Below are 15,524 nucleotides of genomic sequence, written 5' to 3'. Positions count from 1 at the left end.
GGCTGCTCAGCGGCTGCGGCGGCTTGAGTATGCCCGATCAGGAGCTTCCCGTCACCGGGGCAAGATCGTCACGCTGACCGAACGGTCCTTCGGTAGCGGGAGGTGCCGGACACTCCGGGACGAATTCCTCGATCACCATCAGTGTCGCGCGCAGCTGGCGCACGAGCATCGCGCCGAGCTCGGCACGATCGGGCTGCGCCGCCACCTCGATCCCACCCGGCCCACCCAGCCCGCCGATCCATTCCAGGGTGATCCCCTCGACCGAGGAGAGCCAGCCGACGAGGGCGAGGCGGGCGACCGGCGGGAGTCCGCGGTGCCCGTACGCGCCTTCGGCGATGGTGGCGACCAGCTCCTCGCGGACGGCGTCGCGGATGGCGAGCACCTCGGCGTCGGAGCCGACGCCGCCGGTGACGATGGTGCGGTACGCGGCGCGATGGTGCTCGGCGTAGTGCAGGTAGCCGTCGATGGTGCGGCGGACGCGCTCCGCGCCGGGGAGGTCCGCGTCACCGCCGGCGCGGGCGACGAGCTCGGCGACCGAGTCCTCGACGATGGCGAGGTAGTAGCCGCGCTTGCTCGTGAAGTAGTAGTAGATCAACCCCTTGGCGACGCCCGCCTGCTTGGCGATGTCGTCCACGGAGAGCGCGTCGTACGAGGTGTCGGCGAACAACTTGCGGCCAGTTGCTATGAGTTCGGCCCTACGAACCTGCGAACGCTCGGTCGTACCGCGCTGTTGACCATGATTCAAATTCAGCCCCAGCCTCGAACCGGCACAACGTGCCCGAAGTATGGCAGGAGCGAGCGAGGGCAGAGGCGGTTACAGCCAGCCGACCTGGGTCACGAACATGGCGACGACGACCACGAGGGTCCAGCCGAGGACGTGCTCCAGCCAGGAGGAGTCGTCCTTGGGGCCTCCGGTGCGGACGAGGTCCAGGGCGGGGGCGGTCGGGGTGGCGCTGTCGGCAGTCATGATGTCCAATGTGCCAGCGTTCGCGGCCTTCGCGGTAGATGACGCTGGTCACGTGGTGGCACGCATCACACCGCACACCACACCGCCGGGCCCCCGCCACCCCGAAAACGAAGGGTGCGGCGAGGGCCCGGCGGCCTGTTCGGCTCCGTCACCAGACGCAGGAATCGTCAGATGCGGGAATCGCGGTCACGGCTCGCCAAGCCCGCCATCGCGAGGCCGAGGCAGAGTGCGACGGCTCCGGTGATCACGTTGCTGACCACCGACCGGGTCGTGTCCATCTCTCCGGCGATGGCCCACGGGGCGATGATCGTCCACGCGCCGAGTGCGACTGCGGTCCAGGCCATCGCATGGGTGCGTTCGTAAGCGGACCCCAGACCGCCCATGCACAGGCAGAACGCCAGGCCGGCGATCAGGTTGTTGATGGCCAGCGGGGTCAGGGCGCTGAACCCGGCTATCCACGGCGAAGCCGCCAGGTACAGACCCGTGACCAGGGCCAGTGCTTCAACGGCTTGCGCGGCAGGGGTGCTGGTCACCCGCTCGAACCGAGTGCGCATCTCGGCAAGGTCCGGGTGGTGCTCGATGCTGCTGGGATGAGTGGTCATGGCGGACTGCCTCCTACAAGGAGCCTTATATGCCCTTTATGCACTTATGCCCATATTCCGCCAGTTAAGCCATCCGGACCAGTAGAGGTTTCCCGGAGTTTTCCGGGCTTTCCCGGGCTTTCCCGGGCTTTCCCGGGCTTTCCCGGCGCCTTCTCACAGCACCCCGACCGCCGTCAGCGCGGCCGCGTGCGCCGCACCCAGCGCCGCCGGGAAGTAGAGGTAGCAGATGCCGCCGGTGCCCGAGGCGACCTTGCCGGCGGCGCCGTGGCGCTTGGTGCGCAGCCAGATGGTCTCCCATTCGGCCCGCTTGTAGACGCGGCGGACGGAGGGGTTGTCGGGTGAGTTGGGGTCGTTGGCGATCACGTCCCCGGCGGCCGTGAAGCCGATGACGGTCATCAGGTGGCCGGCGGTGCCGTAGCCGGCTCCGCCGAGCTCCTCCGTGCGGAAGGACTGCGAGGTGATGGCCGGGATTCCGGCCCGGACCAGGGTCTCCAGGTCGGACAGGGCGGTGAGGCGGGTCACGACTCCGGCGAGCCCGCGGTAGGTGGCCGCGTACGCGGGATTGAAGGGCCAGTTGCCACAGCCCTTGTAGGCGGCGTCGTAGGTGGAGCGGGCCGCGTGGCAGATCTGCGGGTCGACATACCTCGGGTTCACCCAGGTCAGGGCGCTGGCGCTGGCCTTGCCTCCCCAGTACTCGATGATCATCTGCGAGGAGGTCGGGCTGCACCAGGCCTCGCCGCCGTTGTCGTACTCGGGGTACTGCCCGGCATGGGTCTCCTGCGAGTAGCGCGGGACCTTCAGCTCGTGGGCGCGGCCGGAGGGGGCCGAGGCGGGGACCGTGAACCGGTCCGGGACGTCGGAGACCATCGCGCCCGCCAGCCACACGGTGGGGCCGCGGTCCGCACCCGGCTTGCGGTGCAGGGTGAGGCGCAGCTGCCAGTCCGTGATCCGCAGCCCGGCGGCCGCGGCCGGGGCGTCGACGGCCAGGGTGTCGGTCCAGACGGTGGACTTGCCGTCGGTCTGGCCGTCCACCGACGTGCGGCGGATGTCCCGGTCCCCGGAGGCCCACCGCCCCATCACGTACCAGGGGGTGGCGGCGCCGTCGGTGTAGGTGCCGCGCAGTTCGATCTGGATCCAGGTGCCGGCCGGCGTGCGGGCGTTCCAGGAGGCGATGGCTTCGGTGGCGGGCACGGTGGAGCGGTGCACCGGGGAGGTCCAGGTGGCGTACTCCCAGACGCTCTTCCTCCCGGTGTGCGGATCGGCGTACTCGGTGCGGCCGGCGGCGGTCTTGATCTCCAGGCCGGGACGGGCGCCGCCGACGGCGGTGGTGCCCTGGTGGGTGCCGGCCAGCCAGTGGGCGAAGGAGTACCAGAAGCGGTTGTCGACGGTGCGGCCCGCTGCCCGCGGGCCGGGCCGGGCGGCCGCCGAGGCGCTGCCGCCGGGGACACCGGCGGCGGTCGCCGCGGTGGCGACCGCAAGTGCGGCGACGAGTACGGCCCTGCGTGGCGTGGATGCTGTCATCGCGAGGTTCCCCCGGAGTGGGTCGGCGCTTCGGTGGCTTCACCCTTCCAGTTCCCGGCGGCCGTACGCCGAAGCCACGGGTCGTGTCGGGCTTGTCTACGCTGGTCGGGTGGAGCCACAGCAGTCACTCGAGTCACTCGCCCGGGAGCTTGCCGCGTTGCCGGTCTCCCTCGGCCCGGTGCGCCTGATCGGGATCGACGGTCACGCCGGATCCGGGAAGAGCACCTTCGCGGGGCGGCTCGCCGAAGCGCTGGGCGGGGCGCCCGTCCTGCACCTGGACGACGTGGCCAGCCACGCGGAGCTGTTCGGCTGGGAGGAGCGGCTGCGCGCGCAGGTGCTGGAGCCGCTCGCCGAGGGACGGCCCGCGCTCTGGGCCCCGTACGACTGGGTGGAGCGCCGCTTCGGGCCGGAGCGGGTGCTGGAGCCGGCGCCGGTGCTGCTGGTCGAGGGGGTCGGGGCCGGCCGGCGGGCGCTGCGCCCGCATCTGGCGGGGCTGCTGTGGATGGAGACTCCTCGTGCGCAGTCCTGGCTGCGGGGGCGAAACCGGGACGGGCATGAACTTTCCGACTTCTGGGACGGATGGGAGCGCGCGGAGCGCGCGCACTTCTCCAATGACCCTTCGCGCCCCTTCGCCGACACCCTGGTACGCCAGAGCGGTACGGGATACGAGTGGTCTTCCGGGGCCGGAGCGACGGCGGGAACCCCGGCTTCCGTCACCGAGGGTGACGAACTCCCCCGGGCCTGAGCGGCCCTGAAATTCCTCTCCGCCGGGCCTCCACCGACCTGCTTGACCTGGGGCCCGCACCGGCCTTACGTTCTCAATGCGCGGCCTTGCGGCTGCCGCAGACACGAAGCCCCCGATTGTTCCCCCGTGATCGGGGGCTTCGTTCTGCCCGCGAACCCCCTTCCCGCGGGTGCCGCGCGGGGCGGATCCTCCCCGATCCTTCACCCTGAGTCACCGACCGGCCCTGGGGCGCGCGCCCGAACCCGGCCCGTCGCGCCCTACGTAAGGTGCGAAACCGCAGGTACGATGCAGCCCTGATTTCAGCGACGCCAGCCGGTGGCACCGGTCAACTCGCGCGCTCGAAGCGGGGGTTGCCGCGCACCACGGGGGCAGGCTTGTGGGGGACGTGATGGATTTCGGCACGCCGGGCAGCATGCACGCCCCGGCCGAACTCGCCTGGCTGCGCGGAGTCGACGCCTGCACCATGGGCGCCTATCCGCAGGCCGAGGAGGAGTTCCGGGCGGCCGTACGACTCGATCCCTCGATGGCCGACGCCTGGCTGGGGCTGCACGCGCTGCGGGTGGACACCGGCAACGCGTTACTCCGGATGTACGCGCACCGGGACCGCTTCGGCGAGCAGCGGGCCCGGCACCGGAGGACGCTGAACTCCTGGTACTGGCTGGGCTGGTGGGTGCAGCCGGTACTGGAGAGCCGGCGGGACCTGCTGCTCGCCCACGCCTCGCACTGGCTGGACGGCCGCCACGTGCCCGAGCTGGACCAGGCCCTCGCGGCGCTGCCGCCGGTGGACACCGACTCCCAGGTACGGTTCCTGCACGCCTGCCGGGCCTACCTGGTCAAGGACTGGGAGCAACTGGTCCGGCACACCGAGCCGCTGGTGAACGATCCGCTGCTGGGGATCGAGGCCGGGCTGTTCGGCGGGATGGCCCGGGTCCGGCTGGAGATGTACGGGCAGGCGGAGCCGATGCTGTCGGCGGCCCTGATGCGCTGTCGCAGCGAGCAGCCGCAGCGCAAGGAGCTGCGGTACTGGCTGGCGCGGGCGCACGAGGGCACCGGGCGCAGCGCGGCGGCGCTGCCGCTGTACCGGGCGGTGCACCGGGTGGATCCCTCGTTCATGGACACCGCGGCCCGGCTGACGGCCATCGAGGACGGCGACGACACCGACGGCATGGCCGATCTGGCGGGTCTTGCGGGGTACGCCGGCTACGGGGCCTACGCCGGGCACGGCCCGTCCCCGGCGGGCGGGGACTTCGCGGCGGTCGCGCTGGGCGGCGGGCCCGTCCAGGACATCGCGGCCGACAACCAGGCCGAGACGGACCCGCTGGCTCCGCCGCCTCCTCCGGTGGGCCGGGTGGAGGGCGCGCGGCGCAAGGTGCCCGTCCCGCCGCAGGGCGGGCCCGAGGGGCTGCCGGCCGGTCCGGCCGACCCGGCGGCGCTCGCCGAGGCGCTGGCGGAGCTGGAGCGGATGGTGGGCCTGGAGCCGGTCAAGCGGCAGGTGAAGGCGCTCTCGGCGCAGCTGCACATGGCGCGGCTGAGAGCGGGTCAGGGGCTGCCGGTGCAGCCGCCGAAACGCCACTTCGTCTTCTCGGGGCCGTCGGGGACGGGGAAGACCACGGTGGCGCGGATCCTGGGGCGGGTCTTCTACGCGCTGGGGCTGCTGGGCGGGGACCATCTGGTGGAGGCCCAGCGGGCGGACCTGGTGGGCGAGTTCCTGGGCCAGACCGCGGTGAAGGCGAACGAGCTGATCGATTCGGCGATCGGCGGGGTGCTGTTCGTGGACGAGGCGTACTCGCTGTCGAACTCGGGCTACAGCAAGGGCGACGCGTACGGCGACGAGGCCCTGCAGGTGCTGCTGAAGCGGGCCGAGGACAACCGGGACCACCTGGTGGTGATCCTGGCGGGCTACCCGGCGGGGATGGACCGGCTGCTGGCCGCCAATCCGGGGCTGTCCTCGCGGTTCACCACGCGGGTGGACTTCCCCAGCTACCGGCCGCTGGAGCTGACCGCGATCGGCGGGGTGCTGGCGGACGCGAACGGGGACCGCTGGGACGAGGAGTCGCTGGAGGAGCTGCGCAGCATCAGCGGGCACGTGGTGGAGCAGGGCTGGATCGACGAGCTCGGCAACGGGCGGTTCCTGCGGACGCTGTACGAGAAGAGCTGCGCGTACCGGGACCTGCGGCTGGCGGGCTTCGCGGGGGAGCCGTCGCGGGACGATCTGGCCACGCTGCGGCTGCCGGACCTGATGCAGGCGTACGGGGAGGTCCTGTCGGGCCGGGGGCCGCAGGAGCGGCCGGAGCCGCCGCCGCTGTAGCCGGGGCGCGGCGAATCGGGGGCTCCGCCCCCGGACCCTCCCCCAGACTCCGTCCGGGGGGACCCCCAGCGCCTCAAACGCCGGCGAGGCTGAATCTGCCAGCCCGTCCGGCGATTGAGGACCAGGGTCCGGGGCGGAGCCCCGCAGCCGCGGCTACGCGCCCCGTACGTACGACCGGTGCGACGGGTCGCGGACCTCGCCGACCAGCATTTCCAGGACGTCCTCCAGGGCGACCAGGCCCAGGACCCGGCCGCCGGGGTCGGCGACCTGCGCCAGGTGGGTGGCGTCGCGGCGCATCACGCCGAGGGCGTCGTCCAGCGGGACGGTGGCGCACAGGGTGGTCATCCGGCGCCAGACCCGCTGGGGCACGGCCCGCTCCCGGTCCTCCAGGTCCAGGACGTCCTTGACGTGCAGGTAGCCCATGAAGGCGCCGCTGGCGGCACGGACGGGGAAACGGGAGTAGCCGGTGCGCACGGTCAGCTGCTCGATCTGGCGCGGGGTCACGTCGGGGCCGACCGTGACCAGGCGGTCCCGGTCGAGGAGGACGTCGCTGACGGGGCGGCTGCCCAGTTCGAGGGCGTCCTCCAGCCGCTCCTGCTCGACCGGCTCCAGGAGCCCGGCCTGCCGGGAGTCCTTGAGGAGCCGGCCCAGCTGGGCGGAGGTGTAGACGGCCTCGACCTCGTCCTTGGGCTCGACCTTGAAGAGCTTCAGGACGAGCTTGGCGCAGGCGCCGAGCGCGGTCGTGACCGGCCCGCACACACGGGCGAAGGCGACCAGGCCGGGGCTGAACCACAGGGCGGTCTTCTCGGGGGCGGCCATGGCGAGGTTCTTGGGGACCATCTCGCCGATGACCAGGTGCAGGAAGACCACGGCGGCGAGCGCGAGCGCGTAGCCGAGGGGGTGGATCAGGCCCTGCGGTACGTGGACGGCGTGGAAGACGGGCTCCAGGAGCCGGGCCACGGTGGGTTCGGCGACCGCGCCGAGGGTGAGCGAGCAGATGGTGATGCCGAACTGTGCGGCGGCCATCATGCGCGGCAGGTTCTCCAGGCCGTGGAGCACCTGGCGGGCCCGCTTGGAGCCGGCCGCGAGGGGCTCGATCTGGCTGCGGCGTACGGAGACGAGTGCGAACTCGGCGCCGACGAAGAAGCCGTTGGCGAGGACGAGCAGCAGGGCGAAGAGGAGCTGGAGCACGTTCACCGGGAGGCGCCTTCCAGCTCGGCCCGCTGCGGGGCGCCGTCGCCGTGCCGGCCGGAGCCGAGCAGGCCGGCGCCGTCGGCCACGGAGGCGGGCCGGTATCCACCGGCCGCGGGCACCGCGGTCAGCCGGACCAGGCGCACGAGCTCGGCGCGGTTGCGGCCGACCCGGCGGACGGACAGCCTCCAGCCGGGGAGTTCGGCGCGGTCCCCGGGGGCGGGGATCCGGCCGAGCAGGTCGGCGACGAGGCCCGCGACGGTCTCGTACGGCCCTTCGGGCACCTCCAGGCCTATCCGGCGCAGGGTCTGCACCCGGCAGCTGCCGTCGGCCTCCCAGGAGGGGCGGCCGTCCTCGGCCGTCACGGCGGCCAGTTCGGGGCTGTCGTCCTCGGCGAGGTCGTGTTCGTCGCGGACCTCGCCGACGAGTTCCTCGACGATGTCCTCCAGCGTGACCACGCCGGCGGTGCCGCCGTACTCGTCGACGACCACGGCCATCGGCTGTTCGCTGCGCAACCGTTCCAGCAGCGGCTGCACCGGCAGGGAGCCGGGCACCAGCAGCGGGGCGACGCAGATCCGGCTCACGGTGGTGCGGTCGCGGTCGGACTCGGGCACGGCGAGGGCGTCCTTGAGGTGGACCACGCCGGTGACCTCGTCGATGCGGTCGCGGTAGACCGGGAAGCGGGACAGGCCCGTGGCGCGGGTCAGGTTGAGCACGTCGGCCGCGGTGGCCGTGTGCATGAGGGCGCTGACCTTCACCCGGGGGGTCATGACGTGCTGGGCCGTGAGCTCGCCCAGCGAGAGGGTCCGTACGAAGAGGTCGGCGGTGTCCTGTTCGAGGGCGCCGGCCTGGGCCGAATGGCGGACCAGGGAGACCAGTTCGCCGGGGGTCCGGGCGGAGGCCATCTCCTCGGTCGGCTCCACGCCGAGCGCCCGGACGAGCCGGTTGGCGACGGCGTTCAGGCCGGCGATGACCGGCCGGAAGGCGCGGGAGAAGGCGTTCTGGGGGCCGGCGACGAAGCGGGCCACCTGGAGCGGGCGGGAGACCGCCCAGTTCTTCGGTACGAGCTCGCCGACGACCATCTGGACGGCGGAGGCGAGCAGCATGCCGATGACGACGGCGACGCCGGGGACGGCCCCCTGCGGCAGGCCGGTCGCGGCGAGCGGCCCGGCCAGCAGTGCGGCGAGAGCGGGCTCGGCGAGCATGCCGACCACGAGGGAGGTGATGGTGATGCCGAGCTGGGTGCCCGAGAGCTGGAAGGAGAGCTCCTTCAGGGCCTCGACCACCGTGCGGGCACGGCGGTCACCGTCGGCTGCGGCGCGCTCGGCCTCGGGTCTCTCGACGGTGACGAGGCCGAATTCGGCTGCCACGAAGAAACCGTTGGCGAGGATCAGGGCGAATGCCGCCGCGAGCAGGAGTAGCGGAATGGTCATGCCGCCGCCTCCGGAGGGAGGGCGGCGCGGGTACTACCGGACGATCCGTCCATTGCTGGAGGGAGTCACTCCTCAAGTTGCAGGTGCCCACGGACCTCGGGGTCCCGGGGCCGGTGGGAGGGCGCACGACTGCGCCCCGCCACCAGGGTAGTCATTGAGATCCCGGCCGCAACGGTACGCAGCGACGAGGATCGGCGGTCTCAGTTGTCGTTCGCACCGGTTCCGCGGGATTCGGCGAGGGCCCGCAGGGCGCGGGCGTCGCCGATCGCCCGCTGCTTGGCGACACCCGGCTGGATGCCGAGGACGGGCAGGCTGGTGCCGTCGCTGAGGTCCAGGAACACCCACGGGTCGCCGGGGCGGAGGTTGACGCGCAGGATCTGCGCCCACTCCAGCCGGCGGGTGGTGGTGATGTTGACGACGGTCACCCCGGCCTCGTCCGCGACCACCTTGGGGCGGCTGAGCAGGACGAGGACGGAGCTCAGCAGCACGGCGGTGAAGAGGAAGCTGATCCGCTCCCCCGGGCTGAGGTTCTCCAGGAGGAGGGCGATCGATCCGATGGTCACGAACATGGCGGTCCCGACGCCCAGCAGGACCGCCCGGGTACGGGTCGGCCGGAAGGTGACCGGCAGGGCGGGCGGTGCGGGCTGGGCGACGGGCTCGGCCATGGTGGTTCAGGTGCCTTCTGCAGTGGTGGCGCGGGTCGGAGGTGTCAGAGCCGGCAGGCGTGGATCGACGTGGTGAGGATCGCGCGCGCGCCGAGCTCGTACAGGTCGTCCATGATCCGCTGGGCCTCCTTGGCCGGGACCATGGCGCGGACCGCGACCCAGCCCTCGTTGTGCAGCGGGGAGACGGTCGGCGACTCCAGGCCCGGGGTGAGGGCGACCGCGCGCTCCAGGTGCTCGGCGCGGCAGTCGTAGTCCATCATCACGTAGCTGCGGGCGACCAGGACGCCCTGGAGGCGGCGCAGGAACTGCTGGACCTGCGGGTCGTCGGCGTCGGCGCCGTTGCCCCGGATCACGACGGCCTCGGAGGTGAGGATCGGCTCGCCGATGACCTCCAGGCCCGCGTTGCGCAGGCTGGTGCCGGTCTCGACGACGTCCGCGATGATCTGGGCGACGCCGAGCTGGATGGCGGTCTCGACCGCGCCGTCAAGGTGGACGACGGAGGCGTCGATCCCCTTCTCGGCGAGGTGCTTGGCGACGATTCCCTCGTAGGAGGTAGCGATCGTCATCCCGTGGAAGTCCTCGGGGCCCTTCGCCGTGCCGGGGGTGGTGGCGTAGCGGAAGGTGGACCGGCCGAAGTTCAGCGGCAGGATCTCCTCGGCGCTGGCGCCGGAGTCGAGCAGCAGGTCGCGGCCGGTGATGCCGATGTCGAGCTTGCCGGAGGAGACGTAGATCGCGATGTCCTTGGGGCGGAGGTAGAAGAACTCCACCTCGTTCTCGGGGTCGACGACCACGAGCTCCTTGGACTCCTTGCGCATCCGGTAGCCGGCCTCATGGAGCATCGCCGACGCCGGTCCGGAGAGTGAACCCTTGTTGGGGACGGCGATGCGCAGCATGGGGCTTCCTTTGGTGCGTGGTGTGCGGGGGTACGGGCGGGTGTGCGAGCCGTGGCTCAGAGGTGCGCGTAGACGTCGTCGAGGGAGATCCCGCGCGCGACCATCATCACCTGGACGTGGTACAGCAGCTGGGAGATCTCCTCGGCGGCGGCTTCCTTGCCCTCGTACTCGGCGGCCATCCAGACCTCGGCGGCCTCCTCGACGACCTTCTTGCCGATGGCATGGACGCCCTTGTGGACGAGCTCGGCGGTGCGGGAGGTGCTGGGGTCGCCTTCGGTGGCCTTGAGCTGGAGCTCGGTGAAGAGCTCTTCGAAGGTCTTGGAGGGTTTGTTCGCCATGATGTCCTTAGAGTAAGGGCTCACCCGGGTGTCCCCGTGCCGGGGTTCACTCCTTGGACTAGCGCCAGGGTTCGCTGACGGTCCGCAGGGTCATGGCGGTGGAGACGGCGGCGGTGACCGCTTCGTGCCCCTTGTCCTCGTTCGACCCCTCGAGCCCGGCGCGGTCCAGCGCCTGCTCGTCGTTGTCGCAGGTCAGCACGCCGAAGCCGACGGGGACTCCGGTGTCGATCGACACCTGCACCAGGCCCTGGGTGACGCCCTGGCAGACGTAGTCGAAGTGCGGGGTGCCGCCGCGGATGACCACGCCGAGGGCGACGATCGCATCGTAGCCGCGGCCGGCCAGCACCTTCGCCACGACCGGCAGCTCGAAGCTGCCCGGGACGCGGAGCAGGGTGGGCTCGTCGATGCCCAGCTCGTGCAGGGCCCGCAGGGCGCCGTCGACCAGTCCGTCCATGACCTTCTCGTGCCACTGGGCCGCGATCACGGCGACTCGGAGGTCTCCGCAGTTCTTCACGCTCAGTTCGGGTGCGCCCTTGCCGCTCACAGCTCTGCTCCTCGGTGGTTCGTGGATGTACGTAGGGGTGGTGGTGCTTGCTTACTGGTTGCCGCAGGCGGACGTGGTCACGGCCCCGTCCAGCCAGGGCAGGTCGTGGCCCATCCGGTCCCGCTTGGTGCGCAGGTACCGCAGATTGTGCTCGCCCGCCTCCATCGGCATCGGCTCCCGGCTGGTGACCGCGATGCCGTGCCGGACGAGGGCGTCGGACTTCTCGGGGTTGTTGGTCATCAGGCGGACGTCGTGCACGCCGAGGTCGGCGAGGATCTGGGCGCCGGCGCCGTAGTCGCGGGCGTCCGCGGGCAGGCCGAGTTCCAGGTTGGCGTCGAGGGTGTCGCGGCCGCGCTCCTGCAGTTCGTACGCGCGCAGCTTGGACAGCAGTCCGATGCCGCGGCCCTCGTGGCCGCGCAGGTAGACGACGACTCCGCGGCCCTCGGCCTTGATCCGCTCCATGGAGGCGTGCAGCTGGGGGCCGCAGTCGCAGCGCTGGGAGGCGAAGATGTCGCCGGTGAGGCACTCGGAGTGCATGCGGACCAGGAGGTCGGTGCCGTCGCCGATCTCGCCGTGGACGAGGGCGACGTGCTCGACGCCGTCGACGGTGGAGCGGTAGCCGTAGGCCGTGAACGCGCCGAAGGCGGTCGGCAGGCTGACCTCGGCCTCGCGGCGCACGGTGGGCTCGGCGGAGCGGCGGTAGGCGATCAGGTCCTCGATGGAGATGATCGTCAGGCCGTGCTTGCGGGCGAAGGGGATCAGCTCGGGCAGGCGCAGCATGACGCCGTCCTCGCCGGCGATCTCCACGATGGCGCCGGCCGGGCGCAGGCCCGCGAGGCGGGCGAGGTCGACGGCCGCCTCGGTGTGGCCGTTGCGGACGAGGACGCCGCCGGGCTTGGCGCGCAGCGGGAAGATGTGGCCGGGGCGGACGAAGTCGCCGGGGCCGCAGACCCCGTCGGCGAGGAGGCGCAGGGTGGTGGCGCGGTCGGCGGCCGAGATGCCGGTGGTGACGCCGTGGGCGGCGCTCGCGTCGACGGAGACGGTGAACGCGGTCTTCATCGACTCGGTGTTGTTCTGGACCATCTGGGGCAGTTCGAGCCGGTCCAGCTCGGGGCCCTCCATGGGGGCGCAGATCAGGCCGCGGCACTCGCTCATCATGAAGGCGATGATCTCGGGGGTGGCCTTCTCGGCGGCGATGACGAGGTCGCCCTCGTTCTCGCGGTCCTCGTCGTCGACGACGACCACCGGCCGGCCCGCCGCGATGTCGCGGACGGCCTGCTCGACGGGGTCGAGGCGGAAGGTCTCTTCGGGGATCTCGGGCACGGGCTTGAGGGTGGTCATGCCGTTGCTCCTTCCAGGGCCGGGGCGGGGGTGGTGGTGCGCGAGCGCTGGTACCAGTCGTAGGCGCCCCAGACCACGAGGGCGAAGTACACGACGTAGACGAGGCCGGAGAAGGCCAGGCCGTTGTTGAAGGCGAGGGGGACGCCGACCAGGTCGACGAGGAGCCAGGCGATCCAGAACTCGACGAGGCCCCGGGCCTGGGCGACCATCGCGACGATGGTGCCGACGAAGATGTACGCGTCGGCCCACGGGCTCCAGGACAGGTCCGGGTAGAGCGTGAACAGGCCGCCGACGGCGAGGGTGCCGAGCGCCGCTCCGGCAAGGAGCAGGCCGCGCTCCTTCCAGGTGGCGGTGCGCACGGCGATGGAGCCGTCCTGGGCCTGCTGCCGGCCGAGCTGCCAGGCCCGCCAGCCCCACGCGGCCACGCCGATGACGAGGAGCTGCTTGCCGACGCCGCCTGCGAGGTGGGCGGAGGCGTAGGCGGCGATGAGGATCAGGCCGGAGAGGAGCTGGGCGGGCCAGGTCCATATGGAGCGGCGCCAGCCGAGGGCGAGCGCGGCCAGGCCCATCAGGTTGCCGATCATGTCGGACCAGATGACCTTCTGGCCGAAGACGGTGAAGGCCTCGGCGTTGAGCCAGGTCAGGGCGGTCACCGGGCGTCTCCCGTCGGGTGCGCGTGCAGCGGGTCCACCCCGGCGGCCAGGAGGCGCTCGACGTACTTCGCGAGGACGTCGACCTCCAGGTTGACCGGGTCGCCGGGCTGCTTGATGCCGAGCGTGGTCAGGGCGAGGGTGGTGGGGATGAGGCTGATCGTGAACCAGTCGGCGGCCGCCTCGACCACGGTGAGGCTGACGCCGTCGACCGTGATGGAGCCCTTCTCGACCACGTACCGGGAGAGGTTCTCCGGGAGGGCGACCTTGACGATCTCCCAGTGCTCGGAGGGGGTTCGGGAGAGGATCTCGCCGGTGCCGTCCACGTGCCCCTGGACCAGGTGGCCGCCGAGGCGTCCGCCGAGAGCCATGGGGCGCTCCAGGTTGACCCGGGAGCCCTGGGCGAGGGCGCCGAGGCTGGAGCGGTTGAGGGTCTCCTGCATGACGTCGGCGGTGAACTCGCCGTCGGCGGTCTCCACGACGGTGAGGCAGACGCCGTTCACGGCGATCGAGTCGCCGTGCTTGGCGCCCTCGGTGACCAGGGGGCCGCGCAGGCGGAAGCGGGAGGCCTCCTCGAGCTGCTCGACGGCGGCGACCTCGCCCAGTTCTTCGACGATTCCGGTGAACACTCAGTGCTCCTTGGGGGCGGTGGTGGGGATGGCGGTGATGCGGAGATCGGGGCCCACGCGGACGGCTTCGGTGATGTCGAGGCGTACGGCGTGGGAGATGTTCGTGATGCCCGCGTCGCCGAAGGCCGCGGGGCCGGCGCCGAGCAGGGCGGGGGCGAGGTAGCCGACGACCCGGTCGACGGCTCCGCACTCGACGAAGGCGCCCGCCAGGGTGGGGCCGCCCTCCAGGAGGAGGGAGCGCACGCCGCGGGCGTACAGCTCCGCGAGGAGCCGGCGGACCGGGATCCGGCCGTCCCGCAGGGGAAGCCGCAGGAGGTCGACGCCGGGCAGGTGGCGGGTGTCGGCGTCCTCGGCGACCACCAGCAGCGTGGGCGCGGAGTCGTCGAGGATGCGGGCGCCGGGCCGGAGTCCGGCGTGGGTGTCGAGGGCCACGCGCAGGGGCTGGGCGGCTCCCTCGATGCCGCGTACGGCCAGGTGCGGGTCGTCGGCGCGCAGGGTGCCGCCGCCCACCAGGACGGCGTCGGCCTCGGCGCGCAGCCGGTGGACGTCCGCGCGGGACTCGGCGGAGCTGATCCAGCGGCTGGTGCCGTCGGCCGCGGCGCTGCGGCCGTCGAGGGTGGCGGCGTACTTCCAGGTCACGTGGGGGCGGCCGAGCCGTACGGAGGTCAGCCAGGCGGTGTTGCCGGCCTCGGCCTCGGCCTCCAGGAACCCGGCCTCGGTGTCGACCCCGGCGGCGCGCAGGGTGGCCGCGCCGCCGCTGGCCTGCGGGTTCGGGTCGGAGACGGCGTAGACCACGCGGGCGATCCCGGCGTCGACGAGGGCGCGGGCGCAGGGTCCCGTACGGCCGGTGTGGTTGCAGGGTTCGAGGGTGACGTAGGCGGTGCCGCCGCGGGCCGCGGCGCCTGCGGCGCGCAGGGCGTTGACCTCGGCGTGCGGGCCGCCGGCCCGTTCGTGCCAGCCCTCGCCCACGACGGTGCCGGAGGCGTCGGTGATGACGCAGCCGACGACGGGGTTGGGGCTGGTGGAGCCGAGTCCGCGGGCGGCGAGCTCGACGGCTCGGCGCATGGCACGGGTACCCGCGTCGAATGCGGGTGCTGCGTGCGCGGCGTGTGTCGCCACCGGGTCCTCCTGCCTCATCGGGCACGGACTCCGGGGCCTGTCGGGATACGACAGATGAAGCGGTCCAGCTCACAGGGGGACGCCGAGGCCGAAAAAACGGTCCGATCGGGCATGTCCGCAGGGATATGCCGATGAACCGCCGACGGCGGCGTACCCGTGACTGGCCCGCCGCGCACTGCCTCCCATCCGGACTTTAACCGTCGGTCCAGGAATCTCACCTGGTCAACCGGCCGCTGGCTGCGGACGGGTCGCGGACTATAACCGCCGGTTCGGAATTACACCGACCCCGGAGTGCGCTGCTACTGGTACTCCAGCCAGTTTGCCACGGGTGATCCGCCGCCATGCAGGTGTTGCGGTGTGGCCTGGCTCACAGAGGGTGACCCGGGGGTGACCGCGGTCGCGACCCGGCCAAGTGGAGCCGGGGTTGGTCCAGACCTATTGACGGGGTGGTCTAGTCCTCTTAACGTTCCCTTCATCCTCCCGGGAACAGCCCGTCAGATGTGCGCACGTCACGGGCCAACACGCCTACACACCAGTCCTGTTGCTTCACGTTGTGTCCACTTGTGTCCCGCATCCTC

At 72.0% G+C, this 15,524-nt stretch carries 16 protein-coding genes and 1 riboswitch; of the genes, 2 read left to right on the top strand and 14 right to left on the bottom strand.

The genetic code is table 11. The features are described 5' to 3' along the window. Positions 1 to 37: 37 nt before the first annotated feature. The 4 genes from ACIPYQ_RS27890 to ACIPYQ_RS27875 all read right to left on the bottom strand — a co-directional run bounded on the left by ACIPYQ_RS27890 (position 38) and on the right by ACIPYQ_RS27875 (position 3,090). Positions 38 to 745: a TetR/AcrR family transcriptional regulator gene (locus ACIPYQ_RS27890; RefSeq protein WP_401256281.1), complete on the bottom strand. Its 708-nt coding sequence runs from the start codon at positions 743 to 745 to the stop codon at positions 38 to 40. 69 nt (positions 746 to 814) lie between these two features. After that, a complete protein-coding gene (locus ACIPYQ_RS27885) occupies positions 815 to 967 on the bottom strand; it encodes an SCO1431 family membrane protein (RefSeq protein WP_107050446.1) in 153 nt (50 codons plus the stop codon). 167 nt (positions 968 to 1,134) lie between these two features. Further along, on the bottom strand, positions 1,135 to 1,569 hold the full coding sequence (locus tag ACIPYQ_RS27880; protein WP_401256278.1) for an SPW repeat protein: 435 nt from the start codon (positions 1,567 to 1,569) through the stop codon (positions 1,135 to 1,137). Positions 1,570 to 1,722: 153 nt separating this feature from the next. After that, a complete protein-coding gene (locus tag ACIPYQ_RS27875) occupies positions 1,723 to 3,090 on the bottom strand; it encodes a peptidase C39 family protein (RefSeq protein ID WP_401256276.1) in 1,368 nt (455 codons plus the stop codon). A 109-nt stretch (positions 3,091 to 3,199) separates the two neighbouring features. Here ACIPYQ_RS27875 and ACIPYQ_RS27870 point away from each other — a divergent pair, with 109 nt between their 5' ends. Together ACIPYQ_RS27870 and ACIPYQ_RS27865 are read left to right on the top strand one after the other, a co-directional pair. Next, a complete protein-coding gene (locus ACIPYQ_RS27870) occupies positions 3,200 to 3,835 on the top strand; it encodes a uridine kinase (protein WP_401256273.1) in 636 nt (211 codons plus the stop codon). A 388-nt stretch (positions 3,836 to 4,223) separates the two neighbouring features. Continuing rightward, positions 4,224 to 6,143 (top strand): AAA family ATPase, encoded by a 1,920-nt coding sequence (locus ACIPYQ_RS27865; protein WP_401256270.1) that lies wholly within the window; start codon positions 4,224 to 4,226, stop codon positions 6,141 to 6,143. Between the two features lie 153 nt (positions 6,144 to 6,296). Here ACIPYQ_RS27865 and ACIPYQ_RS27860 read toward each other — a convergent pair whose 3' ends face one another. From ACIPYQ_RS27860 to ribD, 10 genes are all read right to left on the bottom strand, one after another. Continuing rightward, positions 6,297 to 7,340 carry a hemolysin family protein gene (locus ACIPYQ_RS27860; protein WP_401256267.1) on the bottom strand — a complete coding sequence of 348 codons (1,044 nt, stop codon included), beginning with the start codon at positions 7,338 to 7,340 and terminating at the stop codon, positions 6,297 to 6,299. Then, positions 7,337 to 8,767, bottom strand: a complete 1,431-nt coding sequence (locus tag ACIPYQ_RS27855) for a hemolysin family protein (protein ID WP_362241459.1) — start codon at positions 8,765 to 8,767, stop codon at positions 7,337 to 7,339. The genes ACIPYQ_RS27860 and ACIPYQ_RS27855 overlap by 4 nt, the downstream gene beginning before the upstream one ends. Positions 8,768 to 8,967: 200 nt before the next feature. Then, on the bottom strand, positions 8,968 to 9,432 hold the full coding sequence (locus ACIPYQ_RS27850; protein ID WP_401256263.1) for a PH domain-containing protein: 465 nt from the start codon (positions 9,430 to 9,432) through the stop codon (positions 8,968 to 8,970). A 44-nt stretch (positions 9,433 to 9,476) separates the two neighbouring features. Next, complete coding sequence (gene hisG, locus ACIPYQ_RS27845) at positions 9,477 to 10,325, bottom strand: ATP phosphoribosyltransferase (RefSeq protein WP_319730507.1); 849 nt, start codon at positions 10,323 to 10,325, stop codon at positions 9,477 to 9,479. A gap of 56 nt (positions 10,326 to 10,381) precedes the next feature. Continuing rightward, on the bottom strand, positions 10,382 to 10,663 hold the full coding sequence (locus ACIPYQ_RS27840; RefSeq protein WP_361765254.1) for a phosphoribosyl-ATP diphosphatase: 282 nt from the start codon (positions 10,661 to 10,663) through the stop codon (positions 10,382 to 10,384). 58 nt (positions 10,664 to 10,721) lie between these two features. Continuing rightward, on the bottom strand, positions 10,722 to 11,207 hold the full coding sequence (ribH, locus tag ACIPYQ_RS27835; protein ID WP_007262951.1) for a 6,7-dimethyl-8-ribityllumazine synthase: 486 nt from the start codon (positions 11,205 to 11,207) through the stop codon (positions 10,722 to 10,724). A 51-nt stretch (positions 11,208 to 11,258) separates the two neighbouring features. After that, positions 11,259 to 12,548 carry a bifunctional 3,4-dihydroxy-2-butanone-4-phosphate synthase/GTP cyclohydrolase II gene (locus ACIPYQ_RS27830; protein WP_361765251.1) on the bottom strand — a complete coding sequence of 430 codons (1,290 nt, stop codon included), beginning with the start codon at positions 12,546 to 12,548 and terminating at the stop codon, positions 11,259 to 11,261. Next, positions 12,545 to 13,201: a nicotinamide mononucleotide transporter family protein gene (locus tag ACIPYQ_RS27825; protein WP_361765248.1), complete on the bottom strand. Its 657-nt coding sequence runs from the start codon at positions 13,199 to 13,201 to the stop codon at positions 12,545 to 12,547. The genes ACIPYQ_RS27830 and ACIPYQ_RS27825 overlap by 4 nt, the downstream gene beginning before the upstream one ends. Beyond that, entirely contained in the window at positions 13,198 to 13,827 is a 630-nt protein-coding gene (locus ACIPYQ_RS27820; protein WP_362239195.1) for a riboflavin synthase, read from the bottom strand. The genes ACIPYQ_RS27825 and ACIPYQ_RS27820 overlap by 4 nt, the downstream gene beginning before the upstream one ends. Further along, on the bottom strand, positions 13,828 to 14,964 hold the full coding sequence (gene ribD / locus ACIPYQ_RS27815; protein WP_401256256.1) for a bifunctional diaminohydroxyphosphoribosylaminopyrimidine deaminase/5-amino-6-(5-phosphoribosylamino)uracil reductase RibD: 1,137 nt from the start codon (positions 14,962 to 14,964) through the stop codon (positions 13,828 to 13,830). 150 nt (positions 14,965 to 15,114) lie between these two features. Beyond that, positions 15,115 to 15,245, bottom strand: a riboswitch (FMN riboswitch). Positions 15,246 to 15,524: the final 279 nt, after the last annotated feature.

Origin of the sequence: Streptomyces sp. NPDC090045, from assembly GCF_044747975.1 — a bacterium.
Lineage (GTDB): Bacteria > Actinomycetota > Actinomycetes > Streptomycetales > Streptomycetaceae > Streptomyces.
This window is presented reverse-complemented; position numbering and strand designations above follow the sequence as displayed.